This window comes from Paracoccus sp. BR5-17, assembly GCF_055693925.1.
Genome location: NZ_JBVFUV010000003.1, coordinates 626,546 through 653,476, shown reverse-complemented (window position 1 = coordinate 653,476; position 26,931 = coordinate 626,546). Strand labels below are relative to the sequence as shown.

Below are 26,931 nucleotides of genomic sequence, written 5' to 3'. Positions count from 1 at the left end.
TGCAGGTGCTTCGACTGCAGCGGAGACCCGGCGCGGCCTCCTTCGGCATTGGCATGTCCTGCACGGAGCACGATTATTCCGTCCGAGCTGTCGCCCCGAAAGGCAGGGGCGGCAGGCCAAGCTCCTCAAGGAAGCTGTTGTGCCTTCTCGCCGCAGACTGAGCCTGCTCCTGCAGGTCGGCCAGCTGGCGATGCACCAGCCCGAGATCGAGTTCTGGCTCGACTTCGGCCGTGCTGACGTATCGGGAAATGTTCAGATTGAAGTCGTGCTCCCTCTCGATCTCCTCAAGGCTCACGACCCGCGAATAGCGATCTTCTTCCCTCCGCTGGCTGTAGGTATCGACGATCTTGTCGATATGCTCGGGCAGGAGCGCGTTCTGGCGCTTCCCCGGCTGATAATGCTCGGCCGCGTTGATGAACAGCACGTCATCGGTGCGCTTGCACTTCTTGAGTACCAGGATGCAGACCGGGATGCCGGTCGAATAGAACAGTTTCGCGGGCAGACCGATCACGGTGTCGACATTGCCGTCCTTCAGCAGTTTTGTGCGGATCCTCTTCTCCGCCCCGCCCCGGAACAGCACGCCGTGCGGCAGGATGATCGCCATGGTGCCGTCCTTGGCGAGGAAGTGGAACCCGTGCAGCAGGAAGGCGAAATCGGCCGCCGACTTAGGCGCGAGGCCGTAATCCCTGAAGCGGAAATCCTTCTCCATCTCCTCGGTCGGGCTCCAGCGGTAGCTGAAGGGCGGATTGGCGATGACCGCATCGAACTCGACCTTCTTCGCCGGGTTCGGCTCGCGCAGGATGTCCCAATCGTTTTCCAGACTGTCGCCGTGGTGGATATCGAACTCGGTATCCCGCACGCCGTGCAGCAGCATGTTCATGCGGGCGAGGTTGTAGGTGGTGATGTTCTTTTCCTGCCCGTAGATCTTGCCAATCCCGTGCTTGCCGATGTGCCTGCGCACGTTCAGGAGAAGCGAGCCCGAGCCGCAGGCGAAGTCGTAGACGCGGTTCAGCTTCGCCCGCGGGCCGAGCGCCGGGTCCTGGCTGTCGAGCGTCACGATGCGCGACAGGATGGTGGAAATCTGCTGTGGGGTGTAGAACTCACCGGCCTTCTTGCCCGACCCGGCGGCGAACTGGCCGATTAGGTATTCGTAGGCGTCGCCGAGAAGGTCGCGGTCGCTAGGGAATTCAGCCAGCCCCTCGGCGATCTTCTGGATGATCGTGCACAGCCGTGCGTTGCGCTGCGGATAGGTCCGGCCCAGCTTGTCTGAGTCGAGGTTGATCTCGGAGAAGAGGCCTTGGAAGTTCGACGAGAAGGACTCGGTCTCGATGAAGCGGAAACCCGCCTGCAGGGTGCGCAGCAGCGCATCGCTCTGCGTCCGGGCCATCTCGGCGATGGAGGTCCAGAGGAATTCGGGCTTGACGACGTAATGCACCTTGCGGCGCATGACCGTCTCAAAGTCCGGCGCATCCTCGGGGTTCAACGCATACCAGACGGCCAGGGGCGAGCGCCGGTCGCTGGGGGCAAGTTCGGGCCAGTCGGCACCGAGTTCGGCCCGGGCGGCATCCTCGTAGTTCGAGGACAGATAGCGCAGGAACAGGAACGACAGCATGTAGTCGCGGAAGTCGTCCGCGTTCATCGCCCCGCGCAGCTCGTCGGCGATGGCCCAGAGCGTGCGGCCCAGCCGGATCTGGTCCTGTTCGGTCATGGGGTGGCTCCCTCTGGCGCGGGCTGCGGAAACAGCGCCGGGTTGAAACGGTAATCGGTCATGAAGTCCGCGAGGATGCTGCGGAAGATGTCCTTGTTCTCCGGCTGCATCTCGGTTGGCTCGAACAGCGAATAGCCGCCGTGGCTGAGAAGCTGGACATAGCGGAAATGCAGAATGCCGTCCTCGTCATCGGGGTCGCGCTTCAGAATATCGCCGAGATTGTTGAACCCGTGGAACGTCGCCGTCTTCTCCATGATGCTGCGCAGGATGGTGAAGTGATAGGTGAAGAGCCTGCCCGCCTGCGCCGCCTCGTGCAGTTCCTTCAGCATAGCGACGTGGTAGAAGCGCGGGGTCTGCCCTGTGTCGCGCAGCACCCAGCCCGCTGCCTCGCGGCTGAGATAGAACTGCCAGGGCCTGCCCAGCTCGTTGCACAGCACGTTGAAGAACAGCGTGTGGTGCGATGAGATTACGGCCTTCAGCCGCTCCTGCCCCTTCAGCATCCGCGCCAGATGCGCAGCCACGGCGATGGCGTTGTTCTCGTCGAGCGACGAGATCGGATCGTCGATGTAGAGGTATCGCACCCATTCATAGGCCTCCTGCCCGTCGATGGCGAGCTGGGCCACGGCCAGGAAGAAGCACCAGATGAAGATGTTCTCCTCCCCGCGCGAGATCTTGATGGGCACGGGCACGTCCTCACCCGCGGCGTCCTTCACCGTCTCGCGCCAGAACAGGATCGTGCCCTGGCCATAGTCGATCTGGAAGTCGAAGTCGGCATGGCGGCGCAAGAGCGGGCGGATGCGGTTTTCCATCTCCAGTTCCGCCAGACCGTCGAAGAAGGCCGATGCCGTGTTCATGCGCAGCACGCGGTCGCGGTCGTGGGTCAGGTCGTTGTCCCAGCTGAACAGGTCTTCGGTGTAGGCGTTGAAATAGAGCGTGTCGCGGGCCGTGACGGTGCCATCGGCGTCGCGGGTCTTGCCCTGCTCCTTGAAAGCCATCGACAGGCGGGTCTTGCCGGTGCCGTTATGGGCGAAGATCAGGGTGCATTTCTTGTTCTGCGCCGCAATCTGCTGGCGCAGATGGGCGGCGAGTTCCTCGAGCGTGGCGAAGGGTCCGGCGTCGGGCATGGTCTAGCCGAAGTCCAGCGGGAAAAGCTGCTGCATGAGGCCGCGCTTGTGGGACCGCAGCGCCTCGATCCGTTCGCCCTGTGCCCGGATCAGGTCGTCGAGCGCGGTGAGTCCGTCGGCGATTTTCTGTTGTTCGGGGAGGGAGGGAAGCGGCACCTCAAAACCCTGAATCTGCTCAAGGTCTCCACGAGGCATTTTCACCCCTTTGGCGCCGTCCATTATGTAAGAGATGAATCGATCCGACATTTGTAAATGCCCGAGAAACGTCGGCACGATTTTCTTTCCGGGACGAGCGACTATGACATCGTTCGAGGCGCCGCCTGATCGGTCTGCCACCCAAATCTTTCGCAGATATGGGCGAATGTTCGACATGAGAATGTCGCCCGCGCGGTATGCGATTGCACTGCCAGGTGGCGGCATCTCTGGTTTTTCCGCGAGCCCATCGAAGTCGGAAAGAAGGTTTATCGTGCTGACATAATGACCCGCAGGGATATCCACGGCGGCTATCCGATCACGGACGAAATCGGCAATTCCCTCATCCCCCAGCCGCTTCACCTCCCACGGCCCGGCGTCGCGGAAGGCGGGGAAGCGCAGGCGGGGGGTGGTCTCGCCGGGGCGGGGGAAGAGGCGCTGCATCAGGGCGCGCTTGTGGTCCTTCAACACCCCCAGCCGCGCGCCCTCGGCCCGGATCAGATCGTCCAGCGACGACAGGCAATCGGCGATTTTCTGTTGTTCGGGGAGGGAAGGGAGGGGTGCGGGGAGAAGCTTCACGAGATCTGCATTAAGGTTGCGAACACCTCCGCCAGCAGCAGCATCGCGCATATATTTCTGCGACGATTCGGAAAGGAGAAGATAATAGAGAAACTCTGACAAAGAGGCATTTTTGTCGTTATCGATAACAAGCCAGCCGTCATGAACGCAAACCGGAATTTGAGCGATATATGGACGCCCGAAGCTCATTGAGTTTGAGAGGATTAAATTGCCTGGTGCAACTTCCCTCGTATTCGAGAGACCCGATTGCTTGATTTTTTGTCGTGTGGAGAGAACATATTTACCTCCATCCGAAAGATCTCCGATTTGCAGCCAATTTAGGCCGGTCGGATCTTCGGTCAAATACGCGGAAATTGGCCGAGGCGACCCTCCGCGAACAACATTTGCTATATCTCCCAACCGTTTCACGTCCCACGGCCCGGCGGTGCGGAATTCGGGGAAGCGCAGGCTTGGAACAGGTCCGTCAGCGGGCATCATAGACCTCGATCCCGGAAATCTCGCGCCCCTCGGCCTTGCGGTTCAGCCAGGGGATCAGATCCTCCATCAGGGCCAGTTCCGCCTGAGCTCGCGCCTTCCAGCCCAGGCCCCGGGGGCGGAACAGGCCGGTCAGCGCGTCGGGGTCGAAGATCATCCGCCCCAAGATCATATCGACGAAGCCCTGCAGGGCCTCAATGTCAAGCCCGTGGCGTTCGGCGATGCGGGCCAGCCCCTCGGCCTGGCGCTGGGCCTTGAAACGCTCGTAACCCTCGCGGATTTCGGCCTCGCTCAGCCCCTCGCCCTCAGCCAGGGTGGCGACATAGGCCTCGAGATCCTCGCGTTCCTCCATCAGCCGGGCCGAGGAGGCGAGCAGGCGCATGAGTTCCGCCCGCGTCATCTTCTGCCGCTTCGGTTCGGCCTGGCTGAAGCGGGCGATCAGGCCCATGATGTAGTCGTAATCGATCAGCGCGCTGTCGAAGAGCACGAACTCGAAATCGAGCTGGGCGCCGGGCGCGGTGGGGTCGTCGGACTTGCGGGCCTTGTCCTGAAGCTGTTTAGCCAGCTCCAGATAGCGGGCGGAAAAGGCGCGCAGGTCGTCGCGGGGGATCAGCGCCTGGATCTGGTCCTTCTGCTCGGGCGCAAGGTCGGTGTATTGCTCAAGCTGGGTGGCCAGCCGCCGGACCTCCTTGAAGCGCTCGATGAAACCCGCGCGCGCGGCATCGCCCTTGAGGTTGCTCACCTCCTCGGGGCGGGCGGGCAAGCCATGGCCTGCCATGAACTCGGTCAGGCTGCGCGTGGCCTCGGCCAGCCGTTCGATGACCTGGGGCGCGGGATCGACGAGCCAGACTTCCTTGGCGCGCTCGGGCGCCTCGCCGGAAAAAAGCGCGATGGCCTCGTCCACCGCCGCGCGCTGGGCACGGAAATCGAGAATGTTGCCGTAAGGTTTTGAATCGTTCAGCACCCGGTTGGTGCGCGAAAAGGCCTGGATCAGGCTGTGGTATTTCAGGTTCTTGTCGACATAGAGCGTGTTCAGATAGGCCGAATCGAAGCCGGTCAGCAGCATGTCCACCACAATGATGATGTCGATCTTGCGCCCACGCGGCAGGTCGGCATTGGGGTATTTCTGATCCTTGATCCGGCTCTGGATGTCCTGATAGTAGCTGTCGAAATTCGCCAGATCGTGATTGGTGCCGTAGCGCGCGTTGTAGTCGGCGATGATTTCGGCCAGCGCGGCCTTCTTGCGGCCGGGATCCTTGCGGTTGTCCTCGAGCTCCTGCGGCAGGTCTTCCTGAAGCTGGGCGACATCGCGGTTGCCCTCGGCCGGGGGCGAGAAGACGCAGGCGATGTTGAGCGGCATGAACTCCGGATCCTGCGCCGCGCGGGCGGCCTGAATTTCCCTGAACAGGCGGTAGTATTCGATGGCATCGTCGATCGAGGCGGTCGCGAAGAGCGCGTTGAACTTGCGCTGGTTGGTCGCCGCGTCGTGCTTTTCGAGGATCGCCTCGACCACCGCGCGCTTGGCCGGGGTTTCGCCGGGCTTCACGGCGGCGCCGTCGGGCCGGAAGTAATCGACATGGAAGCGCAGCACGTTCCCGTCATCGATGGCGTGAGTGATGGTGTAGGTGTGCAGGTCCTTGTCGAAGATGTCCTTCGTCGTGACGAGACTGGCCTCGCGCCCCTCGATCCGGCTGTAGCCGGCGTTCTGCTCGAAGATCGGCGTCCCGGTGAAGCCGAAGAGCTGGGCGTTGGGGAAGAATTCGCGGATCGCCTGGTGGTTCTCGCCAAATTGCGAGCGGTGGCATTCGTCGAAGATGAAGACCACACGCTTGTTCCGCAGCGGTTCCAGGCGCTCGCGGTATTGCTTCCTGTTCGTGCCGTCGAGCGCAAGGCCGAGCTTCTGGATGGTGGTGACGATCACCTTGTTGCGGTAATCGTCGGACAAGAGCCGCTGAACCAGGGTTTCGGTATTCGTGTTCTCCTCGACGCAACCCGGCTGGAAGCGGTTGAACTCCTCGCGCGTCTGCTTGTCGAGATCCTTGCGGTCGACGACGAAGAGGCACTTCTCGATGTCGGGGTTGTCCTTCAACAGGGTGGATGCCTTGAACGACGTCAAGGTCTTGCCCGATCCGGTGGTGTGCCAGATGTAGCCGTTTCCACGATTTTCGTGGATGCAATCGACGATCGCCTTGACGGCATAGACCTGATACGGGCGCATCATGACGAGCTTTCGCTCGTTCTGGATCAGCACCATGTAGCGGCTGATCATCTCGGCGAGCGTGCATTTGGCAAGGAACTGCTCGGCGAAGTCCGCCAGGTGCTCGACCTTCCGGTTGTCGCGCGCTGCCCAACGATAGACCGGCAGGAAGCGCTCTTCGACATTGAACAGGAAATGCTCGTTGTTGTTGTTGGCGAAATACCAAGTCTGGCTTCGATTGCTGACGATGAACAGCTGCAAGAAACACAGAAGGCTATTGCCATAGCCGTTCCCCGGATCGTTCTTGTATTCGACGATCTGCTGCATTGCCTTCCGGGGCGAAACCCGGAGCGATTTGAGCTCGACCTGCACCACCGGCAGGCCGTTGAGCAAAATAAGCACATCATACCGGTGATGGCTGCTGTGCGTGTTCATGCGCAACTGGCTGGCCACCTCGAAGGTGTTCCGGCACCAGTCCTTCAGATTCACGAGCTGATAATGAAGTGGCGTCCCGTCTTCTCGTTCAAAAGTATTCCAGCTCCGCAGCCGCTCCGCATTGGCGAATACATCCGGGGTCACGATCTCGCCGAGTAGCCGCTCGAACTCGCTGTCTGTCAGTCTTACTCGGTTAAGCGATTCGAACTTCTGGCGGAAATTGCTTTCCAGCGCGGCACGATCCCTGATGTCGTCACGCCGCGAGTAGTTCAAGCTTGCCAGCTTTGAAATCAGATCCTGCTCGATCTCGCTTTCTTTTGTCATTCGTTCCGCCATCTTGCGGCCGCACCTTCATGCATTCGGCGGTAAAATCATACGATTACTAACCTCACGCGCCGAGGGTGTCGAGATGCTGCCTGTACCGGGGCACGGTTTTGAGACAGCGCTTTGCGCCGGTCATGCCGCCAGTTTGAACCCCGTGGCGGCTTCGGTTTCAAGCGTCCTCTGCTCTGCGCGGATCTGATCGGGCGTCCTGTGCCCGTGCCGCTCGCGCAGCCAGCTGGCGTTGTAGAGAGCCGCAAACGCGGTCAGCGCCAGCCTGAGTTCCTCGATCGTGGCGAAGTGCCGAACCCAGAGGAGCTGCTCCTTCAGCGTCCGGATCGCCCGTTCGGCCACGCCGTTGCCTTCGGGCTGGCGGACGAAGGCGGGCGAACTGGTCATGCCGAGGAACCGGATCTCGCGCTGGAAATCGCCCGACATGTAGTTCGAGCCGTGGTCGTGGCGCAGGACGAGACCCTGGGCCACCCCCGATTTGTCGAGCGCGCCAAAGTGCCTGGCCACCCCTTGCCGGATCGGATCCAGCGCCTCCCAACGGCTGGCGCCGGAGGCGGCGTGGATGCCCACAAACTCGCCCGAGCAGTGGTCAACCGCGACAAAGACGTAGGCACGACCCTCGGCTGTCGTGAGGGTCTCGGTCATGTCCGTGCCCCACACCTGATCCACCCGCTCCGTCACGACCGTCCCGTCATGGGGATGCGCCGCCCGTGGTGCCGGCCGGTGAGGGGCAAGCAGGCCATGCTCCTTCATCAGCCGCCGCACCCGGCGTGCTGCCGTGCGCAGGCCGCGAAAGCGCAGGCGCGCCCAGACCTTGCGATAACCCTCCCCCGTGAAGGGCGAGGCCTCGATGACCTCCCGGATCGCCGCCAGCAGGTCGGTGTCGCTGGCCGCGCCCTGCGGTCCGCGACGCCGAAAGCGGCGCGGTTCGCTTGCCGCTGCCCGGGCGCGTTGGCGATGGAGGGTTGCCCGTGACAGACCCCAGAACCGGCAGATGGTGGCCAGCGGGTAGCGGCGCTGAAGGGAGGGCGAGATCATCTGGCTCATCTCCTCGACCTCCCGCGGGCCAAAGGGCGGCCCGCCTCCAGCTTGTCGATCTTTGCGTAAAGAAGCTCGTTGGCCATGGTGATCTCGCCCACCTTTGCCTGCAGCCGCGCGATCTCGTCGTCACGCGCGTCGCGCTCGCGCTCCTTTAGCGCGCTCTCACCTGCCAGCAGCACCCGGTCGCGCCACGCTGAGAGCCGATGCGCCGGAACGTTCAGCTCGCGCGACAGCGCCTCCAGGCTCTCGCCCCGCATCAGCCGCTGCACCGCCGCAAGCTTCCGCTTCGCCGAGAACCGCTTCCCCGGCCCGGCCTCGGCCCCGCCGCCGCCAGCGTGTGGGGCGCGCGTCGCCGGGGCCGAAGCCTCCGTTGCACCAGGCTTCATCTCGTTCTTATCGTCCATGCTCTACCCCCACTTCACTGGGAAAAGTAGCGCTAGCCGCTGTCTCAAGAAACCGTGCCCCGGCCCATGTCGAGATGCTGCCTGTCCCACTCCTCCGGGAACCCGTCCATCAGCCGGGCCAAGGTCACATCCGGCCCCTGCCTTCCGTCCAGGATCGCCTCGATGATGTCCGGCGCGAGCAACGTCAGCCGCAGAACGCGCGTCATGTAGGAGGGAGCGATGCCTTCTCGCTGGGCCAGTTCGGCGATGGTGGCGAACTCGCCCGATTCGAGCATGCGCTTCCAGCGGAAGGCGCGCGCAAGGGCTTTGACCAGAGCATCGTCGGGGCGGCGGGGCGCGGACGCGCCGTCGGGGAGTGCGATTGCCTTCCGCCCGCCGCGCCGGACGATGCGGAACGGGACATGGAGCATCACCGTGTCGGGGATGGGAACCCCGCGGGTCATGCGGCTTTCCCAATGCCGCCAGCCAGCATCTCGCGCGCGAGGCCGCCAAGGCCATCGACGCGCAGGCGGACATTCAGCCCATCCGTGCCGATGTCGACGCGTTCGACCAGCAGTGCGACAATCCGTGCCTGCTCGGCGGGGAACAGCTCGTCCCACAGTGGGTCCAATTGCTGCAGGGCCGCGCGGGCATCAGCCTCGGTGATGTCGTCGTCGTGGGCACGCGCCGCCTTCCATGTCCCCGCAACGATCTCGGGCTGGCGAAACACGGCGCGCAGCTGGTCGATGACGGCGGCCTCGATTTCACCCGCCGGCACGCGACCGACCGGGCAAGATCCTGCGCCGTGCTTCAGGACCGTCTGGCTGACGTAGTAGCGGTAGAGCTTGTTGCCCTTGCGGGTGTGCGTCGGCGAGAACGCTGCACCGTCCGGCCCGAACAGCAGCCCCTTCAGGAGCGCCGGCGTCTCCGCGCGGGTGCGGGCGGCGCGCTTGCGGGGGCTTTCCTGCAGGATGGCGTGAACCTTGTCCCACGTCTCGCGGTCGATGATCGCGTCGTGCTCGCCGGGATAGCTGTCGCCCTTGTGGACGGCCTCGCCGATGTAGGCGCGGTTGTTCAGCATCCGGTAGAGGTACTTCTTGTCGATCCGGTTGCCGCGTGGCGTGCGGATGCCGCGCTTCGCGACCTCCCGCGCCAGTTCCGTGCCCGACCCGATCTCGAGGAAGCGGGCGAAGATCCAGCGGACATGCTCGGCGTGCTCGTCGTCGACGACCAGCTTCCGGTTCTCGACGCGGTAGCCGTAGGGCGGCACCCCGCCCATCCACATGCCCTTCTTCCGACTGGCGGCGACCTTGTCGCGAATCCGCTCGGCCGTTACCTCGCGCTCGAACTGAGCGAAGCTGAGCAATATGTTCAGCGTCAGCCGCCCCATGGAGGTGGTGGTGTTGAACGACTGTGTGACCGAGACGAACGTCACGCCGTTCCGGTCGAACACCTCGACCAGCTTGGCGAAGTCGGCGAGCGAGCGGCTGAGCCGGTCGATCTTGTAGACCACGACCACGTCGACCAGCCCGTCCTCGATGTCCTCCAGAAGCCGCTGCAGACCGGGCCGCTCCAGCGTCCCGCCCGAGATGCCGCCATCGTCATACTGATCACGCACCAGCACCCAGCCCTCCGAGTGCTGGCTGGCGATGTAGGATTCGCAGGCCTCGCGCTGGGCATGCAGGCTGTTGAATTCCTGCTCCAACCCTTCCTCGGAGGATTTCCGGGTGTAGACCGCGCAGCGCAGCTTGCGGACGACCTTCGATTTTTCGCGCGGCTTCGTCATGTCCGCCCCCTGTGGTTCTTGAGGCCGAAGAAGACCCAGCCGTTCCAGCGCGTGCCGGTGACGGCCCGCGCGATGGCCGAAAGCGACTTGTAAGGCCGCCCCTGCCATTCGAAGCCGTCGGCTGTGACGGTGACGACAAACTCGACACCCTGCCATTCGCGCAGGAGGCGCGTGCCGGTGATGGGACGGTCGCGGTCGGTGCGGATACTGCGCTTCGCACGGTCGCCGCCGTCGAGTTCCTCGCCCAGCCGTTCCAGCCGCCGGATCGTCTCCGGTTTCAGGCCGCCATAGGCCAGCTCCTGGATCCGATAGGCCAGCCGGCTCTCGAGGTAGCGTCGGTTAAACGGCGGCGGCTCGCTGTCGAACAGGTCGCGCCAATGTTTCTTCAGGTCGGGCGTCGGCGTTGTCTTCAGCGCGACCAGGCGCGCGGGGATGGGATCGGGCTTGTTCATGCACTTCTCCGTTGAGTTGGAGTTGCATGACGGCATTGGTCGGGCGGATAGTGTAGGCGACGTTCTCCAGTATGGTCAGATACTTCGCCACCATCCCGCATCCGCAGCCGGATCAGCCCCAGCGCCAGCAGGCCGCACAGCTCGGCGCGACGCTCGGCGGGGGTCATCTGGTCTGGAGGCAGTGGGTTCGAGCCCAGCCGCGGATATGTCGGCGCGTTTCTCATGGGGAAACGCTACCCGCACGCACCCTGAAAACAATTGCTTTCAGATGCTTAGAGGAGTGCTGCGTAACTCTGCGGTGTTCTTGGGATGCGCTATCCTACCCGATGGGCCACGAACAGCTCCTCGAAGAACGACTTCACAAGCTCGTCGACAGATTCCTGCATCGATCCCTTCGGGTGAGAGAATTCCGAGCCCCCGAACCGAAACACCTCGTAGCCGCGGAGGCGAAGGTTTCGATCAGCGGCAACCATTTCGGCGTACAGACCGGGATCGGCACGCTCACCTTTCGCATAGTGGTGCTTGCCGTCAATCTCGAGGACGACCCTCTGTCGGCCAGGCAAGAGCATCAGAAAGTCCATGCGCTGCCGGAACAAAACGCGTTTGTCCGCGAGACGCCTGGCGATCTCCGGATCGTAGTGCAGGTAGACCTGCGGGATGAGCGCCGGCAGCTGGTCTCCAAGTCGCTCAGCGAAATTGCGAAAGTACGCCTTGAAGAATTCCTGCTCAGGACCGTGGTCAAGCGAGGCAAGTAGACGACGCCCGAGGCTGGTGCGTGCCTCAGCGAGGTCGGCGAGTCCCTTTTGCTCCATCCACCAACGGACTAGGTCGAGCCATGACAACCCATTGCCGATGGGGCGCTCGTAAATGAGGCAGCTGTCGACATGTTCGAGCACGACGACTTCGTTGTCGATCGCATCCGAGAACCCGAGCCTCGGCTTTGGTCCGTTGGAAGCGAAGATCAGGTTCTTCGGCCGCCCGTCGACGCCGCGGCGAACGGGGCGTACCGAGAATGTTGCGCGGCCCGAGACCTCTCCTGTCTGAGCAACCTCGTAACCATCGAGCTGCAGGATGCGGGTCAAGTCCGCTGCCAGCGCAGCCTGGTCGTCGGCATCACGAAACCGGGGATCCAGAGCGGTCTCAATCAGCTGCGCAAACCTCCTCGAAGGACATGTTATTGCCCCGATGAATTCGAAGACCTCCTTCGCATTCCACAACGGGGCTGCGCCAGTCGCGTATTGTCTGAGTTCCTCGGTCTTGGTGGGCCCCTCGAAGAAGTCGGCTGGCGAACTCAGATCAAAGAGCCCCTCGATCACGTCCGGACGAATGCCTTGTCCATGGATCCCCACACCAAGACGATCGGCCACTCGGTCGCGAGTGATCGCGGAGATTTCCGGCTGGTCCTTGTCTTGCAGGAGGTACACCCTGTCCTGCAGGCCAATATCCCGCCGTTCTCGCGCAAACTCGAGGGCCAGATCCAGCGCCTTTGCTCGTGGAAGGCTCGCGAGCGTATTCTGGGCGACCGTCTTCTTGCTGGTCCCTTCTGCAAGTGGGACGTCGCGTCTGGAGAAGAACGCCTCGATATCGATGGCCCTCATGGCATCCCGAAAGCAGCAGCCGGCCAGCTCGAGAAGGTCATCCAATTCTTCGTCACCTGCCACAGCTATAACTCCCGCGCGAACCAACGGATGCGGCCGACGATATGAATCTCGTCGGCGGTTCTTTCGTATTCGGGGTAGTGCTTGTTGTCGGAGATGACGCGCACTGCGGGCGGGTCGCTGTTGGGGATATGCTCGAGCCGCTTGGCCACCAGCCCCATCCCGTCGTCCAGCACGAAGATACCGGGTGGGTTGGGCGTGCGGCGGGTCATGTCGACCAGCACTGCGTCGCCGCTCAGGAGCGTCGGCGCCATGCTGTCGCCCTCGACATGCATGATGCGTAGCTGCGACGGGCTGGCCTTGAGGCTGTTCCGGATCCAGGAGCGGCGGAAGTGGTAGACGCGGCCGGGCGTGTCGCCGTCCTCGGTCACGACCGCGCCGCCGCCCATTGCTGGACGCGGGGTGGCGTGGGCGATGGCCACGAATGCGTCGTCAGGATTGTCCAAGAAGGGGGCTTCCCCTCCACCTCGCCAATGCCGTGGATCAGCCAGTCGCGATCGACCTTCAGCACGCGGGCGACCTCTGCCAGCCGGTCTATGCCGGGGCGGGCTGAACGGCCACGGAGGATGTCGTAGACGAAGGAACGGTTCACGCCGGCCATCTCGGCGACGTGGGCGGGACTGATGCCGAGCTGATTGGCCCGGGCCCTGAGGCGGTCGGAAAGCGTGTGGTGCTCGGTCATATCATCCCCACCCATCTGTGGATGAAATAGGATAAAATCGGATTGATCGAAGCCCGTCAAGCGAATAAGAACAGAAAGTAAACATCTTGCACGGGAATCGGTGTGGAGGGCAGCGAATGCACATCGATAAATCGTACTTCACGCTTCCCGAGATCCTCGAGCGGTGGCAGATCACGGAAGCGGACCTGATCTACCTCGCCGAGAACGACAAGCTGCGTCTGTCGGTGCGCGTCTTCGGCGCGCCCATGGAGTTCGGCGACATCGACGAGGACACGCGAGGCGAGCCCTTCAAGATACCGTGTGAGCAGAGCTACTACAGCGGTCTGCTCGACCTCCATGCCCGCGACGTGTTCCAGCTCTTCCGGTGCGGCGAGGTGCATCTCGAGAGCTTTCGAACGCCGAGGGCCGACTACGCGGAGACTTGGGGCGATGCGAAGCCCGTCCTCGTCATGATCGGCGACCTGCTGCTAAGGCGCGATGAACGCGACCGTTTCGAGATCGAGACCGGGTTCTCGCCGGGCGGGCAGCCGATGGAGGAGGCGACCTTCATCCACTCGGCCGACTATCTCGAGGTTCGCTGCAACGGCTGCCGGTTCAAGCTGGGCCCGATCCAGGCAGAAGTCGTGCGCGCGCTGCACGAGGCCGCGCAGGCTGGAGAGCCCTGGCAGAACGGCAAGGCGATCCTGTCGCGCGCCGGCTCGAAGAGCCTGCGCATGGCCGACGTCTTCAAGTCGCAGAAGGACTGGCGGCATCTGATCCGCTCAGACCGGCGCGGCGGCTACCGTCTGAATCTCGACTGACGGATCCCCCTCCGCCCGGTCCCCTGTGGGATCGGGAGGGGGACGAGTGAGGGATGGTGGGGGATGACGGCGCCCCGCCGGCCGCCAAACGCCAGTCCTGCAAGGGCCGACTGATCCCCCTCCGCATCCCCCGCCGATCCTGACGACATCCCACAGCAGAATTTCGCATGGTCTCCTCGACAACGAGAGGAGACACCGATGCTGCAGAGGCATTGCCTGAACCAGAAAGAGCTGGCCCGGCGCTGGGGAATCTCCCATCGCACGCTCGAGCGTTGGCGCTACGGCGGCCAAGGACCGGCCTTCCTCAAGCTCGGCGGGCGCGTGCTCTACCGGCTCGCCGACATCGAGGCCTTCGAGCAGAGCCAGCTTCAGCTTGCGCTGAAGATCAGCGAGGCCGTCGCGCGCGTCGGTCACACGCCCCGCCGTCTGACCGCGGACCCGGCGCGGGACACCGGTCATGGTGCCACGCACCAGCGGACTGCGCGGCTGTGCTGATGGTCGCCGCGACCCCGATCGGCGCCCGCGTGGCGACGCCGAAGCTCACCGATGTCGAGCTCTACGCCTGGATCGCACAGGCCGAGGCTGGCGCCCGGATCGAGTATCACCGCGGCTTTCTCGGGATCGATGTAACGCCGGTGATTTCGACCTTACCCGAGCCCGAACGCCGGCAGCTTGCCGATCTCGGTCAGGCCGCGTTGGGCGCCTTCGAGAAGGGCCTCGTCCACCTCGTGCAGGAGCGCGTGGGTCCCGACCGCTTCGCCTACATCGCCGTCGCCCGGCCCAGGCCGAAGGCCGCCAACACCTCGCTCTCGGCGCTGCTCCTCGAAGAGCGCGCCGCGTGATGGCCCTGCCATTTCCTTCCAACGGAGACCCCGCCATGCCGCATCCCGACAACACCCCGCATTTCAACGATCTCGAAGGTCTCGCCCTCAGCGACATCGCGGCGCTGCCGCCCGAGATGCTGCTGGATCTGCAGACGACCGCGCTCGCCGAGACCGCCCGGGTGAAGCGGCTGCGGGACCGGCTCGAAGCCGGGATCGCGCAGCGCTATGAGGCCGCCGCCGCAGCGGAACGGGCTGCGCAGGGCAAAACGAGCGGCACCGTGCGGGTCGAGGACGAGGGTGTCGTGGTTGTCGCGGACCTGCCGAAGAAGGTTTCCTGGGATCAGGACCGGCTCGCCGCCATGGCCGAGCGCATCCGCGCCGCGGGCGACGATCCCACCGAGTATCTCGAGATCGCCTATCGCGTTCCCGAGCGGCGCTACGGCGCCTGGCCCGCGGCGATGCGCGAGGGTTTCGCGGACGCGCGCAGCGAGACCACCGGCAAACCCGTCTTCCGGCTCGAGGCTCGAGACCGGTGACGCGCGGCGGCGGGACGCCCGCGCGGCAACGCCGGGCAGGTTCCCCTTCGGCACCCGGTCACCCCCGCCGCCGCGCCCCCTGAATTCACATCCGGAGAACCCAATGGCCTTCCGCATCATCACCGCCGACGAACGGCTCTCGGCCGCCGAGAACAAGACCTCGCTGGCCATCTTCGGCCCGCCCGGCGTCGGCAAGACGACGCTCCTGAAATCGCTGCCCGCCGATGAGACGGTCTGCCTCGACCTCGAGGCCGGTATGAAGTCGGTGCAGGACTGGCGCGGGGACTCGATCTCGGTGCGCAGCTTCACCGATTTCCGCGACCTCGCCGTGCTGATCGGCGGGCCTGACCCCGCGCAGCATCCGCAGTCCTGGTACGGCGCCGAGTATCACGCCTGGCTGCAGCAGCAGTATCTCGGCACCGGAATCGAGGACTTCCTTGCCCGGAAGCGGATCGTCTTCGTCGACTCGATCACCGACCTGACCCGGCAGGCCATGGCCTATGCCCGCCAGCAGCCGGAGGCCTTCTCCGAGCGGACCGGCAAGCCCGATATCCGCGGCGCCTATGGGCTGCTCGGTCGCGAGGTGATCCAGGCGCTGAAGCACCTCCAGCACGCCCGCGGCAAGACGGTGATCTTCGTCGGGGTGCTTGAGAAGGTCACCGACGAGTTCGGCGCGACGACATGGCAGCCGCAGATGGAGGGCACGAAGGCCGGGCGCGAGTTACCGGGGATCGTCGACCAGGTGGTCTCGATGCAACTCTTCGGCCGCGACGCCAAGGGCGACTGGACCCTCGACGATACCTCCGCCGAGCGCCGCCTCGTCTGCCGCTCCGGCAACCCCTGGGGCCTTCCCGCCAAGGACCGCTCCGGCCGCCTCGACACGACCGAGCCGCCCGATCTCGGCGCGCTGATCGCCAAGATCGACGGCCGCGCCCCCGCCCACACAGCCACCCCTTCCTGATCCAGACGCAAAGGACTGATCCATGAGCTACGATCTCAACGACGCCCAGCCGCAGATGGCCCCCATCGGCGAGCTGATCCCCGACGGCACCTTCGCCAAGGTCCGCCTGACAGTGCGCCCCGGCGGCGTCGACGGCGCCACGCCGATGGACGCCAAGCTCCTGAAGGCCTCGCAGTCGAGCGACGCGAAGATGCTGGACTGCGAGTTCACCATCCTCGAGGGCCCGCATGCTCGGCGGAAGTTCTGGCAAAGCTTCACCGTGGCGGGCGGCAAGGTCGACGAGAAGGGCCAGTCGATCGGCTGGAAGATCTCGAAATCCACCTTTCGGGCGATGGTCGACAGCGCTCTCGGGCTCGATCCCAGGGACGAGAGCCCCGACGCCAAGGCCAAGCGGGTGCTGCCCGGGCTCAAGCATCTCGACGGCATCGTCTTCGCCGCGCGGATCATGGTGGAGCCCGCCTCCAACCCCCAATACCGCGACCAGAACCGGATCGCGAACGTCGTTCTGCCCGACGAGCCGCAGCATGCCGCGATCATGCGCGGCGAAGCCGTTCCTCCGGAGCCCGTCAACGCACCGCCGCGCAAGGCCGCGAGCGCGCCGGCGCCGGGCTGGCAGGCGCCCACGCCGGCGTGGGGGGCGCAACCGCAAGCGCCAGCTACGGCCCCGGCCTGGGGCGCACAAGCGCCTGCGCCGCAGCAGCCGCCCGCCCAGCAACCGCCCGCGTCCCCGCCGTCCACGCCGGGCGGAGCGCCGGCGACCGGCATGCCCGCCTGGCTCAATGGGTGAGGCGCGGTCGGCAGCACGGCGGCGGAGGTCCGGTCGGCCTTCGCCGCTGCCCGAGGCCCGGCGCGATCCGGCCGGGCCGATGACCCCGGATGAATGGCAGGCGCACGTGACGCGCGAAGCGGCGCTGGAGATCGGACGATGGCTCGAGGCCCGAGGAAGACTGCACGCCCCCATTGCAAGCCTCAGCCTCGGCGACCTCGAAGCCATGGCCAGCAACGCGATCTCCCGCTGGATCGTGCTCCAGTCCGAAAAGCTCCAGAGGGCGGGCTGGCCGCCCGAGGACCCGATCGGGACCTTCTTGCTCGGGTAGCGCTCTGCGCCGTCTGCGCTCGCGAGGCGCGCGGCTTCGGCTACTGCCACGGCCTCCGTTGGGATCGCCACCCCTACCACCGCTTCTGCTCGCGCCGCTGTCAGGACGTGGGCAGCGCCATCGCCCAAAGGAACAACGGCATGATCGACAAGACCGCGCGCGAGGCCCGTGCGATCCGCGATGCGCGGACGCTCTTCGCCGAAGCGCTCAACGACCTCGGGCTCATGGAGCCCTTCTTCCATCGCAGCGCCGAGGACATCGACCGCCTGATCGAGGCGGCGGTCACCGGCTACATCGACAGCATGCAGGACCAGGCCGCACGCAAGGAGCGCACCGGCACGGCCCTCGACGACCCCATTCCGTTCTGAGGGGGCGCGCGATGATAGACCTGAACGACGAAACCGCGTCCTGCAGCTGGAAACCTCTGCTCGAGGCTGCCGCCGAGAACGCCGTCACCGACTTCGAGGTCGAGTTCTGCGAGAGCCTCCGCGAGAAGCTCGCGCGGTTCGGCGACAGCGCCCGGCTGACGGACGCGCAGTTCCACAAGCTGACCTGCATCGCGCAGGCTGGCGGGTTCTGGGAGCGCGAGCGATGATCGACCTGAACCATCGCTCGGGCTGCCTCTACGGCGCCGACGCGCCGCGCCCGCCCATCGCGCAAGCCGTGTCCGCCGCCATCGACACGGCGCTGTCCGCGCGCAACCGCGCGGAGCGTCCGCGGACCTATGTCAGTTCCTCGGGTCTTGGCCGCGACTGCCTGCGCCAGATCCAGTACGACTTCCTCGCGGTGCCCAAGGACGAGGGCCAGGAGTTCGCGCCGCGCACGCTGCGAATCTTCGAGGCGGGCCACCGGGCCGAGGACATCGTCGCCGGCTGGTTCCGGATCGCCGGCTTCGACCTGCGGACCGAGCGCCCGGACGGCCGCCAGTTCGGCTTCGAAGCCCTTGGCGGGCGCTTCAAGGGCCACATCGATGGCTGCTTCGTCTCCGGCCCCGTCGCAATGGATTATCCCGCGCTCTGGGAGAACAAGGCGCTCGGCGCGTCGAGCTGGAAGGATGTGGTCAAGCGCGGCGTCAGCCTCGCCCGGCCGGTCTACGCGGCCCAGATCGCTCTCTATCAGGCTTACATGGAGCTGCCGGCGCCGGCGCTCTTCACCGCGCTGAACCGGGACACGATGGAGCTGCACGCCGAGCTCGTGCCCTTCGACGCACATCTCGCGCAGGAAATGTCGGATCGCGCCGTCGCGGTGGTTCGGGCCTCCGAGGCCGGGCAATGGCTGCCGCGCGGCGCCGCAGAGCCCACGGCCGTCCTCTGCCGCGGCGGCATGGCGGCCGGCAAGTGGCACGCTCCCTGCGCCTGGGCGGGGCGGTGCTGGGGTGAGCGGCGTCCCGGAAACGCTCCAGTGGAGCGTTTCAGCCGCGAACGGGCGGAGCCCAGGCCATGATCCCCGATGCCTACGAGCTCAAGCGGATCGTGCGCGCCCATCGCGACCGGTTCTGGTCCTCCGACCTTCTCGGAGCGGCGGAGTTCGCGCCGATCTATTTCTTCGACGATCAGGCGGCCTTCGATGGCGACACCGTCGACCGCGCGATGACCCGGGTTTTTACCGGTCCGCTTCGGCTGCCGCATCCGTCCGTGATCTTCGAGGTGCGCGAGCAGCGCGCGTCTCCCTCGGGCCTGATCGTCTGCGCCCGCGCCGACGGTGACATCGTCGAGGCCACGTTCCTCATGCGCAAGCGGGCGCCGCATGGCTGGACGGATTGCCTCGTGCGGATCTGGATGCATCCGGACGGCAAGGCGGAGATCGAGGGTAACCCGTCAGAGCGGAGCGACGAGACGGTCCGCGGTCACGGCGAAGTCGCCGCCGGCATCGTCTGGCGCGCGCTGACCATCCTCGGCGCGTCCCCGGACATCCGCGACCGCAAGGTGTCGCTCGCGAAACGGTCCCGCCTGGCCCGCGAAGGCGTGCGCGGATGGGTCTGGCGGCAGGTCGCCATCGATCCGGCGCGCCTTCAGGCGGCGACGCCGCCGCAGGGCGGCAGTCACGCCAGCCCGCGCTGGCATATTCGCCGCGGTCACTGGCGGCAGCTCGCCGACGGGCGCCGGGTCTTCGTCCGTCCGTGCGAGGTGGGCGATCCAACCCGCGGTGGGATCGTCAAGGATTACGCAGTGGAGATGCCCCAACAATGACCGAGTTCACCCCATCCGCCACGCAGGCCGCCGCGATCCGCGAGATCAGGGACTGGTTCGAGACCCGCACGGAGCAGCAGCAGGTGTTCCGCCTGTTCGGCTATGCCGGGTCGGGCAAGACCACCGTGCTGAAGTTCGCGCTCGACGAGCTCGGCCTCTCGCCCCACCGCAGCGCGAAGGACGGCCTTTGCCTGCCCGGCGTGGTCACCGCCACCTTCACCGGCAAGGCTGCGCTGGTGCTGACCCGCAAGGGCACGCCGGCGCGCACCATCCACAGCCTGATCTACACGGTGATCGAGGCGACCGAGGAGGAAATCGAGGAAGCCGCCCGAAAGATCGCGCTGGCCGAACGCGACGCCCTCCGTCTCACCGGGTTCGCGCGCACCACGGCCGATGCCGCGATCGAGGCGATGCGCCAAGGGCTCTCGGCGATGAAGCACCCGCGCTTCGCCCTGAACCCGCAGAGCGACGCGGCCGACGCCCGGCTGATCGTGCTCGACGAGGTGTCGATGGTCGGCGAGGAAATGGCGCGCGACCTGATGAGCTTCGGCAAGCCGATCCTCGTCCTCGGAGATCCGGGCCAGTTGCCGCCGATCCGGGGCGAAGGCGCCTTCACTCGCGACGAGCCGGACGTGATGCTGACCGAGATCCACCGCCAGGCGGCCGAGAGCGCGATCATCCGCCTCGCCACCATGGCGCGCGAAGGCCGGCCCATCGGCTTCGGCGTCTACGACGATCATGTCGCGAAGCTCCGCAAGGGCGACATCACGCCGGAACAGGCGCTGCGCGGCGGCCAGCTGATCTGCGGGCTGAACGCCACGCGGCTGCAGATCAACAACGCCATGCGCGCGGCCGCCGGTCTCGGCGGGACCTGGCTACCCACGGGGCCGGCCGAGAAGATCATCTGTCTCAAGAACCAGAACGATCTGGGGCTGATCAACGGCATGTTCGTGACGCTCGAGGACATCGTCGACGAGGGCAGCCTCTACTTCTCCGCAGTCGTCCACGACGAGGACGGGCGCCACATCGGCGAGCCCTATGAGGACGGGCGTCCGGGCCGGCTGCGCATCTACAAGGGGCATTTCGAGGACCACGTCGCCTACGACGACAAGCGTCATGACCGCGACTACAAGGAGAAGCGCCTGTTGACCGAGGCGACCTTCGGCTGGGCGATCACCGCTCACAAGGCGCAGGGGTCGCAGTGGGAGAACGTGATCGTCTGGGACGACGGGCTGGGCCGCAGCGAGATCGACCGGCGCCGCTGGCTCTACACCGCGATCACCCGCGCCGAGCGCGGGCTCGTCCTGCTGGCCTGAGGGGCGCGATGATCGACCTTAACGACATCGCGGTCCCGAAGACCCGGCACGATCTCGCGGCGGTGAAGGATCGGCTGGCCTGCACGGCCGCCGACTGGCTGCCGGGGCTCTTCCCGGAGGCCCGGCTGGCGCGCGACCGTCGTTCCTTGCGCTGCGCCGACCTCTCCGGGCGCCCGCCACGGAAGGAAGGCTCCTGCACCATCCATCTCGACGGGCCCTATGCCGGCTGGGGCTTCGACTACGCCACAGGCGAGCGGGCCGGTCCCATCGACCTGATCGCCCAGGCGACCGGCCTTTGCGATGGCGCGCTCTTCGACGAGGCGGCGCGGCTCGCGGGTATGGACCATCCAGCGCCGCGGCCTGCGCCGGCGGCGCCCTTGCGCGCGCGCCCGGATCATTCTTCCGAGATCGCACGTCTCGTCGACGGGGCCGTTCCACTCGCGGGCACGCTGGGCGAGACTTATCTGCGCGCGCGCGGGCTGTCGGATCCCGGATCGCCCGACCTTCTGTTCCATCCCGACTTGCCGGACTTCGACAGCTGCCGCGGCTGGCCCGGCCTGATCGCGATCCTGCGGCTGCCGGGCGGGGAGCGCGCGCCGGGTATCCATCGCACGTTCCTACTCGACGACGGCAGCGCCAAGGCGCCTCCGGGCAAGAAGATGCTGGGCAGCGTGAAGGATGCCGTGGTCCGGCTGTTACCGATGCCGGAGGATGGTCAAATCGGCATCGCCGAGGGGATCGAGACGGCGCTCGCCGCGCACGCGCTCTTCGGCACACCGGTCTGGGCGGCGCTGTCGGCCGACGGTCTGGCGCGGTTCCAGTGGCCCGAGGGTGCCCGGCGCGTCACCATCTATGCCGATGCCGGAGACGCTGGCCGCCAGGCGGCCGCGACGCTCTCGGACCGCCTGAACCGGGCGGACATCCCGAACGAGATCGTTGCGCCGCTGCATGGCGACGACTTCAACGACGACTTTCTGCGCGGCGCTGGCGCCGAGGATTACGCGCGACCGGCTGACACCACAGTGGAGCCGCAGGACGGGGATCCGGCACAGCCCGAGACGGCAACACCGGTCGTTGCGTCCGCCGACGATCCCGCGACCCTGATCGCCGCGGCCGAGGCGCTGACCAACCCGCCCGAGTTCGAAGCCCTGTCCACGCTGCTCGGGCGCATCGCGCTTGCAAAGCTCGACCCGCTGCCCGAGCGGCAAGTCGTCGCGCGGATCAAATCCGCGACCGGGATCGGCATGTCGGTGCTGACCCAGCAGCTGGCGGAGCTCCGCCGCCGCGTGAACGCCACCGGCGACCCGCACGCGCCGATCCCGAAACCCGCCTGGTTCAGACGTCTCCGGCTCGACCTCGCCGGTGCGCCCGAGCGCAACGAGGCCAACGTCATCGTCGCGCTGATCTCCGATCCGGCCTTCGCCGGTGTGTTGGCCTTCGACGAGTTCGGCCAGGAGATCGTGGTACGCCAACCGCTGGCGTGGGACAGCGTCGCCACGTCGCTCCCGCGCCCCTGGGAGGATGCCGACGACATCCGCACCGCCGAGTGGCTGCAACTGCGCGGCATCAACGTGGCGCCGGTGGTCGTGAGCCGCGCCGTCGGCGCCGTCGCCCGCGAGCTGCGCATCCATCCCGTCCGCGACTGGCTCGACACGCTGAAATGGGACGGCACGCCCAGGATCGAGACCTGGACCAGCGCCTATCTCGGCGCCGAGCCCACGGCGTTCCATCACACCATCGGCGCGCTCTGGCTGATCTCGGCCATCGCCCGCATATACCGGCCCGGCGTGAAGGCCGATCACATGCTGATCCTCGAGGGGCCGCAGGGTGCGCGCAAATCCACGGCGATCAAGGTGCTCGCCGGCGAGGAATGGTTCACCGACGAGCTGCCGGAGCTCGGGTCCAAGGACGCGGCGCTGCACATGCAGGGCGTCTGGATCGTGGAGATTGCCGAACTCGACGCCATCGGCCGCGCCGAGGTCTCGCGCATCAAGGCGTTCCTGACCCGCACCACCGACCGCTTCCGCCCGCCCTACGGGCGCTACACCGTCGAGGTGCCGCGCCAGTGTGTCTTCGCCGGCACCGTAAATCCAGACACCTATCTGCGCGACGAGACCGGCAACCGGCGCTTCTGGCCACTCCGCTGCGGCGCCATCGACATCGCGGCGCTCGCCCGCGACCGGGACCAGCTCTGGGCCGAGGCCGTCCACCGCTTCCGCGCCGGCGCGATCTGGTGGATCGACGACCCGGCGCTGCTGGCCGAAGCCCGCGAGGAACAGGACCGCCGCTACCAGTCCGACGCCTGGGACGACCTGATCGAGCACTGGCTGACCCACGAGATGCGCACCGTATCGGACGGCTTCCCCGATTACGGCAACTCCCGCACCGAAAGCGTTCCGCGCCCTGAGCCGCTGAAGGACGTGTCGGTCGGCGAGATCCTCGAGGAGGCGATAGGGCTCGAACCTGCACGCTGGACCCGCGGCGACCAGATGCGCGTCTCGGCCTACCTCAAGGCGAACGGCTGGGAGCGGTACCGACGGCGCGACGAGGGCGGGCGCGAGGCGCCGCGGGAGTGGCGGTATCGGAGGGCCCTGACATAGTCCCGCCCGCCGCGCCGCTTGCTAGAGGCCCCGGTTATACCGCGCGCAGCGAGCCCTTTGCTTGCCTCTCAGCCGCAACATCATCTGCCGTCAAACTCCAGATGAGCCCTTCCACCTCGTCGAGCGGCAGGCCGAGTTCTCTCGCGATTTCGGCCTTCGTCACGCGCTCCTGCCAGAGCATCGTAAGCACCTGCCGCCAGACCTTGGACTTTTCGCGGCTTATGCCGTTGGGCTCGCCGGTGCGGTAACCGCGCTTTGTCAGATCGATGCAGATCGACTTATATTGCCACTCAGACAGCCGCCTCAGCTGATGCAGACGGTAGGCCATCGCCATTGCCGAGACGCGCCAGCGTGCCTTGGCACGAATAACGATATCGGTCGTGATACGCCTCGGAATGCGGGCGATCACGTCTTCCGCGGGCATCAGGAAGGCTGAAGCGAAGGCGTTCGCTTCGCGCTCCACGTTTCTCCCCTTCTTCGGGTCGCCGTGCATGTGCATCACCAAGTGGGCCAATTCGTGGGCCGCATCAAATCGGCTGCTTTCGGCGGTCTTGAAGTTATTCAAAAACATGTAGGGCTTGCCGCCACGCCAGAACGAAAACGCGTTTACCGACGCGGTATTCTCGGTGAGCGAAAACAGCCGGACACCCTTTGCCTCCAGTAGCGCCAGTAGATCCGTGATAGGCTGCTGCCCGAGTGACCAGTGCTGCCGCACATGGGCAGCTGCAACCTCGGGGTCGCTCTCGTACGACAGATCGATGAGCTTAGGCTCAGGCAAGCCAAATCGTTCATCGACCCACTCGCTCAGCATCAATCCCACCGATCCGGCGCCGAGAGACGCGTCGCGTTCTCTCGCCGTCATCTTCGAGAACGAGCGGAAGCTGACGGCACCGGAATCCACTGCATCGACCTTTGGGCCAAAGAAAAATTCTTCCGGATAACGAAGGGCTACTGCCAGCTTCCCGACGGTATCGGGTTCCGGCTCGTTGCGCCCCTTCTCGAGGCGTTTGATCGTATCGACACTCACGCCTGCTTGTTCGGCAAGTGCCTTAGCTGTCAGCCCGCGCCGTGCACGGGCCAATTTCAATCGTGTTTCTTCGAACATGTGACGCCTACTTGCGCACGATCTTGGGCTCGAAGTCTTCCGCGATACCGTCGTCGTCGAGATTCAGGAACGTTTCTTCCTCGTCGCCCTCGGAAAGCAGGAAGATGCGCTCAACGGCACCTTCAAATGTCTTCCCGGAAATCTTTGGACGGGTAAGCTCTGCCCGCCCAGTTTCATCTACCATGAGATAATAGAACGCTAGGCCGACAGCGTCATCGCGTACGAAATAGCGAAGTTCTTCGGGGTCAAATAGCATCGGACCGCAGGCGCGTTCCGAAGCCGCACCCTTGTCTGATCGCGGCTTCGGCGCCTTTTCACCGCAAGCACGGTCCACGTTGCAGAAGCCAATCTTCAAACCTTTTCGGTCGTTGCGGATGGTCTCGACCCCGTCCTTGCGGTCGATGACCCACTCTTCGCCAATGAACTCCTGGCGCAGAGCCGCGACGCCTTCATGATACCCAAAGGTGCCTGCCGCGTTTGAGGGATGCAGCGCTGTCGCGTTGCCGCTCGCAGTGCGCGCAGCCTGCACCGCGTTGACCAGGCCGTCCTTGGTCAATCCCAGCTCGGTGATGCGGCGATCCACATCCCAAGGCTCATCCAGCAGCCTAGTCTCGATCCATTCAGCCATGCTCGATTCCTCGTGCCCGTTTTTTCGACCTACTTGTAGGTTAGAAAAACGGGCACGGTCAAGATGCAACTGACGCACGCCGTCCCAACCTCCCCGGTGGCCCCAACCCTGTCCCAACCTCCCGAGGGGGTTGGGGACACTAAAATCCTTTCAAAAACAACGGTGTCCCCAACCTCACCCTGTGGTCCCAACCTTTTGCTACACATTCATGTGGGAGAACGGAAAAGGTCGGGAACATGCTTTTCTATACGAAAAGATAAGGACCCCCGTTGGGGACACCGAGGTTGGGACCACATCCGGTCAAGTCATTGGGATGGAAAGATAAAGGGCTGTCCCAACCCCCTTGAAGGTTGGGACCACGCGGTCGGAGGTTGGGACCGAGACGAGCAGCACATCGATCTTCGCCGGCCTCGTCGTCCCTCGTCGTTTTCGCTTTGGCCGAGGACCGCCGGATGCTACATCTTGCGGTGACCGAAGCCGAAGGCCCACAGCTTGTGAGCCTTCACGATGAACACTCCGATCCCCGCGCAGGACGTCCGCCCCGAACCGGGCGCGATCAGCCGGTCCTGCATCCTCGCCCTCGATCTCGGCACCACGACCGGCTGGGCGCTCCGCAGTCATGACGGACTGATCACCAGCGGCACGGTCAGCTTCCGGCCCGGACGCTTCGATGGCGGCGGCATGCGATACCTGCGCTTCACCAATTGGCTGACCGAACTCGACCGGCTGTCCGGGCCCATCGCCGCCATCTGGTTCGAGGAGGTCCGCCGACACGCCGGCACCGATGCGGCCCATGTCTATGGTGGGCTGATGGCGACCCTGACTTCTTGGGCCGAGCTGCGCGGCATCCCCTACCAAGGCGTTCCGGTCGGCACGATCAAGCGCCACGCCACCGGCAAGGGCAACGCGCGGAAGGAGACGATGATCGCTGCGGCGCGAGCACGAGGGTTCTCGCCCGCCGACGACAACGAGGCCGACGCCATCGCCATTCTGCAGTGGGCGATCGAGACGAACGGGGGCTTGGGATGAGGTGGTATCCGAAAGGCTACGGCGGCACGCGCCGGGATCCCGACCAAGTGAAGCGCGATGGCTGGCATGACGAAGGCGTGCTCGCCGTCTCCGTCGACGACGACCGGCTGACCTGGCCGGAGCGCGAGCTGGTGCGTCAGCTCGCGGAGAAGCTCTACGGGCCACGTGCGGGCGCCCGGGAGGCGGCGAATGGCTGAGTGGACGCCCACCATGGTCGAGGACCGGCTCGAGAGCGCGGCCGACGTGTTCCGATCGCTGCCCGAGGTGAAACCGCAGGGCTACTTCAACGCCTGGCCCGAGTACTTCCATAGCTTCGCCGACAAAGTCGGCCAGGAGCCCCGAACCCGCCGGCCGAAGCCCGGTCCGCGCGACATCACGCTGGCCGAGGATGCTCTGCTCTGGCTGCGCTGGCTCGAGCCCGCCGATGCGCGCCTACTCTGGCTGCGGGCGAACCGAAAGCCGTGGAAGCCGATCTGTTGGGAACTCGGCATCAGCCGCGCCACCGCGAACCGGCGCTGGCAGTACGGGATCGCGGTGATCGTGTGGAGGCTGAACGGGAGGCGCGTGCCGCGAAAGCGGTCGATGGAGTTCGTGGTGGCGCACGCGTCGCACTGAGCATGTCAAGGCTCGACGGGCGCGTGAGACAATTTCCGGCGAGACACCGGACGGCGAGACGGATCGCCCCGCTGACGCTATCCATGGCGATATACTCGGGGTCGTGCGCTCGGGCGAACCGACGCTCATCCCGAAGTGGACACCGGGGCTGGCTTCCGGGGTCCAGCCGGGGTCCAGGCCGCCAAGC

Annotated in this window: 28 protein-coding genes and 1 pseudogene; 16 read left to right on the top strand and 13 right to left on the bottom strand. The window is 65.5% G+C overall.

Features of this window, described 5'->3' with window-relative positions; all coding sequences use genetic code 11:
* Positions 1 to 73: 73 nt before the first annotated feature.
* The 11 genes and pseudogenes from ACZ1HC_RS04525 to ACZ1HC_RS04475 form a co-directional block, all read right to left on the bottom strand.
* Entirely contained in the window at positions 74 to 1,708 is a 1,635-nt protein-coding gene (locus ACZ1HC_RS04525; RefSeq protein WP_472698942.1) for a type I restriction-modification system subunit M, read from the bottom strand.
* A complete protein-coding gene (locus tag ACZ1HC_RS04520; RefSeq protein WP_472698941.1) occupies positions 1,705 to 2,832 on the bottom strand; it encodes a hypothetical protein in 1,128 nt (375 codons plus the stop codon). Before ACZ1HC_RS04520 ends, ACZ1HC_RS04525 begins: the two co-directional genes overlap by 4 nt.
* Before the next feature lie 3 nt (positions 2,833 to 2,835).
* A complete protein-coding gene (locus tag ACZ1HC_RS04515; RefSeq protein ID WP_472698940.1) occupies positions 2,836 to 4,080 on the bottom strand; it encodes a restriction endonuclease subunit S in 1,245 nt (414 codons plus the stop codon).
* Positions 4,067 to 7,033, bottom strand: a complete 2,967-nt coding sequence (locus ACZ1HC_RS04510) for a type I restriction endonuclease subunit R (protein ID WP_472698939.1) — start codon at positions 7,031 to 7,033, stop codon at positions 4,067 to 4,069. Before ACZ1HC_RS04510 ends, ACZ1HC_RS04515 begins: the two co-directional genes overlap by 14 nt.
* Before the next feature lie 132 nt (positions 7,034 to 7,165).
* A pseudogene (locus ACZ1HC_RS04505) lies at positions 7,166 to 8,469 on the bottom strand (IS3 family transposase).
* A gap of 62 nt (positions 8,470 to 8,531) precedes the next feature.
* Positions 8,532 to 8,930, bottom strand: a complete 399-nt coding sequence (locus ACZ1HC_RS04500; protein WP_472698938.1) for a hypothetical protein — start codon at positions 8,928 to 8,930, stop codon at positions 8,532 to 8,534.
* Positions 8,927 to 10,252 carry a recombinase family protein gene (locus tag ACZ1HC_RS04495; protein ID WP_472698937.1) on the bottom strand — a complete coding sequence of 442 codons (1,326 nt, stop codon included), beginning with the start codon at positions 10,250 to 10,252 and terminating at the stop codon, positions 8,927 to 8,929. The genes ACZ1HC_RS04500 and ACZ1HC_RS04495 overlap by 4 nt, the downstream gene beginning before the upstream one ends.
* Positions 10,249 to 10,704 (bottom strand): DUF2924 domain-containing protein, encoded by a 456-nt coding sequence (locus tag ACZ1HC_RS04490; RefSeq protein WP_472698936.1) that lies wholly within the window; start codon positions 10,702 to 10,704, stop codon positions 10,249 to 10,251. The genes ACZ1HC_RS04495 and ACZ1HC_RS04490 overlap by 4 nt, the downstream gene beginning before the upstream one ends.
* A 314-nt stretch (positions 10,705 to 11,018) precedes the next feature.
* Positions 11,019 to 12,365 carry an AbiJ-related protein gene (locus ACZ1HC_RS04485; protein WP_068767859.1) on the bottom strand — a complete coding sequence of 449 codons (1,347 nt, stop codon included), beginning with the start codon at positions 12,363 to 12,365 and terminating at the stop codon, positions 11,019 to 11,021.
* 2 nt (positions 12,366 to 12,367) lie between these two features.
* On the bottom strand, positions 12,368 to 12,784 hold the full coding sequence (locus ACZ1HC_RS04480) for a S24 family peptidase (RefSeq protein ID WP_472698935.1): 417 nt from the start codon (positions 12,782 to 12,784) through the stop codon (positions 12,368 to 12,370).
* The gene (locus ACZ1HC_RS04475; RefSeq protein WP_472698934.1) at positions 12,730 to 13,044 is read right to left on the bottom strand and encodes a helix-turn-helix domain-containing protein; all 315 of its coding nucleotides are present in this window, start codon (positions 13,042 to 13,044) and stop codon (positions 12,730 to 12,732) included. The genes ACZ1HC_RS04480 and ACZ1HC_RS04475 overlap by 55 nt, the downstream gene beginning before the upstream one ends.
* 116 nt (positions 13,045 to 13,160) lie before the next feature.
* On the opposite strand from ACZ1HC_RS04475, the gene ACZ1HC_RS04470 reads away from it, so the two are divergent.
* The 13 genes from ACZ1HC_RS04470 to ACZ1HC_RS04410 all read left to right on the top strand — a co-directional run bounded on the left by ACZ1HC_RS04470 (position 13,161) and on the right by ACZ1HC_RS04410 (position 23,367).
* Positions 13,161 to 13,844, top strand: coding sequence for a hypothetical protein (locus ACZ1HC_RS04470; RefSeq protein ID WP_068767860.1), 684 nt, complete (start codon positions 13,161 to 13,163; stop codon positions 13,842 to 13,844).
* A 198-nt stretch (positions 13,845 to 14,042) separates the two neighbouring features.
* Complete coding sequence (locus ACZ1HC_RS04465) at positions 14,043 to 14,339, top strand: helix-turn-helix transcriptional regulator (RefSeq protein WP_068767861.1); 297 nt, start codon at positions 14,043 to 14,045, stop codon at positions 14,337 to 14,339.
* Positions 14,339 to 14,686: a hypothetical protein gene (locus ACZ1HC_RS04460; protein WP_472698933.1), complete on the top strand. Its 348-nt coding sequence runs from the start codon at positions 14,339 to 14,341 to the stop codon at positions 14,684 to 14,686. The genes ACZ1HC_RS04465 and ACZ1HC_RS04460 overlap by 1 nt, the downstream gene beginning before the upstream one ends.
* A 35-nt stretch (positions 14,687 to 14,721) precedes the next feature.
* On the top strand, positions 14,722 to 15,204 hold the full coding sequence (locus ACZ1HC_RS04455; protein ID WP_446287918.1) for a hypothetical protein: 483 nt from the start codon (positions 14,722 to 14,724) through the stop codon (positions 15,202 to 15,204).
* Positions 15,205 to 15,307: 103 nt separating this feature from the next.
* Positions 15,308 to 16,165: an ATP-binding protein gene (locus ACZ1HC_RS04450; RefSeq protein ID WP_472698932.1), complete on the top strand. Its 858-nt coding sequence runs from the start codon at positions 15,308 to 15,310 to the stop codon at positions 16,163 to 16,165.
* Between the two features lie 22 nt (positions 16,166 to 16,187).
* Positions 16,188 to 16,952, top strand: a complete 765-nt coding sequence (locus ACZ1HC_RS04445) for a hypothetical protein (RefSeq protein WP_472698931.1) — start codon at positions 16,188 to 16,190, stop codon at positions 16,950 to 16,952.
* Between the two features lie 79 nt (positions 16,953 to 17,031).
* Entirely contained in the window at positions 17,032 to 17,262 is a 231-nt protein-coding gene (locus ACZ1HC_RS04440) for a hypothetical protein (RefSeq protein WP_123195559.1), read from the top strand.
* 140 nt (positions 17,263 to 17,402) lie between these two features.
* On the top strand, positions 17,403 to 17,630 hold the full coding sequence (locus ACZ1HC_RS04435) for a DUF6511 domain-containing protein (protein ID WP_472698930.1): 228 nt from the start codon (positions 17,403 to 17,405) through the stop codon (positions 17,628 to 17,630).
* A gap of 11 nt (positions 17,631 to 17,641) precedes the next feature.
* Positions 17,642 to 17,857, top strand: coding sequence for a hypothetical protein (locus ACZ1HC_RS04430; protein ID WP_472698929.1), 216 nt, complete (start codon positions 17,642 to 17,644; stop codon positions 17,855 to 17,857).
* Entirely contained in the window at positions 17,854 to 18,705 is an 852-nt protein-coding gene (locus ACZ1HC_RS04425) for a hypothetical protein (protein ID WP_472698928.1), read from the top strand. Before ACZ1HC_RS04430 ends, ACZ1HC_RS04425 begins: the two co-directional genes overlap by 4 nt.
* Positions 18,702 to 19,451 carry a hypothetical protein gene (locus ACZ1HC_RS04420; RefSeq protein ID WP_472698927.1) on the top strand — a complete coding sequence of 250 codons (750 nt, stop codon included), beginning with the start codon at positions 18,702 to 18,704 and terminating at the stop codon, positions 19,449 to 19,451. The genes ACZ1HC_RS04425 and ACZ1HC_RS04420 overlap by 4 nt, the downstream gene beginning before the upstream one ends.
* Entirely contained in the window at positions 19,448 to 20,767 is a 1,320-nt protein-coding gene (locus ACZ1HC_RS04415) for an ATP-dependent DNA helicase (RefSeq protein WP_472698926.1), read from the top strand. The genes ACZ1HC_RS04420 and ACZ1HC_RS04415 overlap by 4 nt, the downstream gene beginning before the upstream one ends.
* 8 nt (positions 20,768 to 20,775) lie before the next feature.
* Positions 20,776 to 23,367: a VapE domain-containing protein gene (locus ACZ1HC_RS04410; RefSeq protein ID WP_472698925.1), complete on the top strand. Its 2,592-nt coding sequence runs from the start codon at positions 20,776 to 20,778 to the stop codon at positions 23,365 to 23,367.
* Between the two features lie 34 nt (positions 23,368 to 23,401).
* Here ACZ1HC_RS04410 and ACZ1HC_RS04405 read toward each other — a convergent pair whose 3' ends face one another.
* Together ACZ1HC_RS04405 and ACZ1HC_RS04400 are read right to left on the bottom strand one after the other, a co-directional pair.
* A complete protein-coding gene (locus tag ACZ1HC_RS04405; protein WP_472698924.1) occupies positions 23,402 to 24,472 on the bottom strand; it encodes a helix-turn-helix domain-containing protein in 1,071 nt (356 codons plus the stop codon).
* A gap of 7 nt (positions 24,473 to 24,479) precedes the next feature.
* Positions 24,480 to 25,100, bottom strand: a complete 621-nt coding sequence (locus ACZ1HC_RS04400) for a hypothetical protein (protein WP_472698923.1) — start codon at positions 25,098 to 25,100, stop codon at positions 24,480 to 24,482.
* Positions 25,101 to 25,607: 507 nt separating this feature from the next.
* Here ACZ1HC_RS04400 and ACZ1HC_RS04395 point away from each other — a divergent pair.
* The 3 genes from ACZ1HC_RS04395 to ACZ1HC_RS04385 are packed head-to-tail and all read left to right on the top strand — an operon-like array spanning position 25,608 to position 26,744.
* Complete coding sequence (locus ACZ1HC_RS04395) at positions 25,608 to 26,129, top strand: crossover junction endodeoxyribonuclease RuvC (protein ID WP_472698922.1); 522 nt, start codon at positions 25,608 to 25,610, stop codon at positions 26,127 to 26,129.
* Positions 26,126 to 26,326 (top strand): hypothetical protein, encoded by a 201-nt coding sequence (locus ACZ1HC_RS04390; protein WP_111406098.1) that lies wholly within the window; start codon positions 26,126 to 26,128, stop codon positions 26,324 to 26,326. Before ACZ1HC_RS04395 ends, ACZ1HC_RS04390 begins: the two co-directional genes overlap by 4 nt.
* A complete protein-coding gene (locus ACZ1HC_RS04385; RefSeq protein ID WP_472698921.1) occupies positions 26,319 to 26,744 on the top strand; it encodes a DUF6362 family protein in 426 nt (141 codons plus the stop codon). The genes ACZ1HC_RS04390 and ACZ1HC_RS04385 overlap by 8 nt, the downstream gene beginning before the upstream one ends.
* Positions 26,745 to 26,931: the final 187 nt, after the last annotated feature.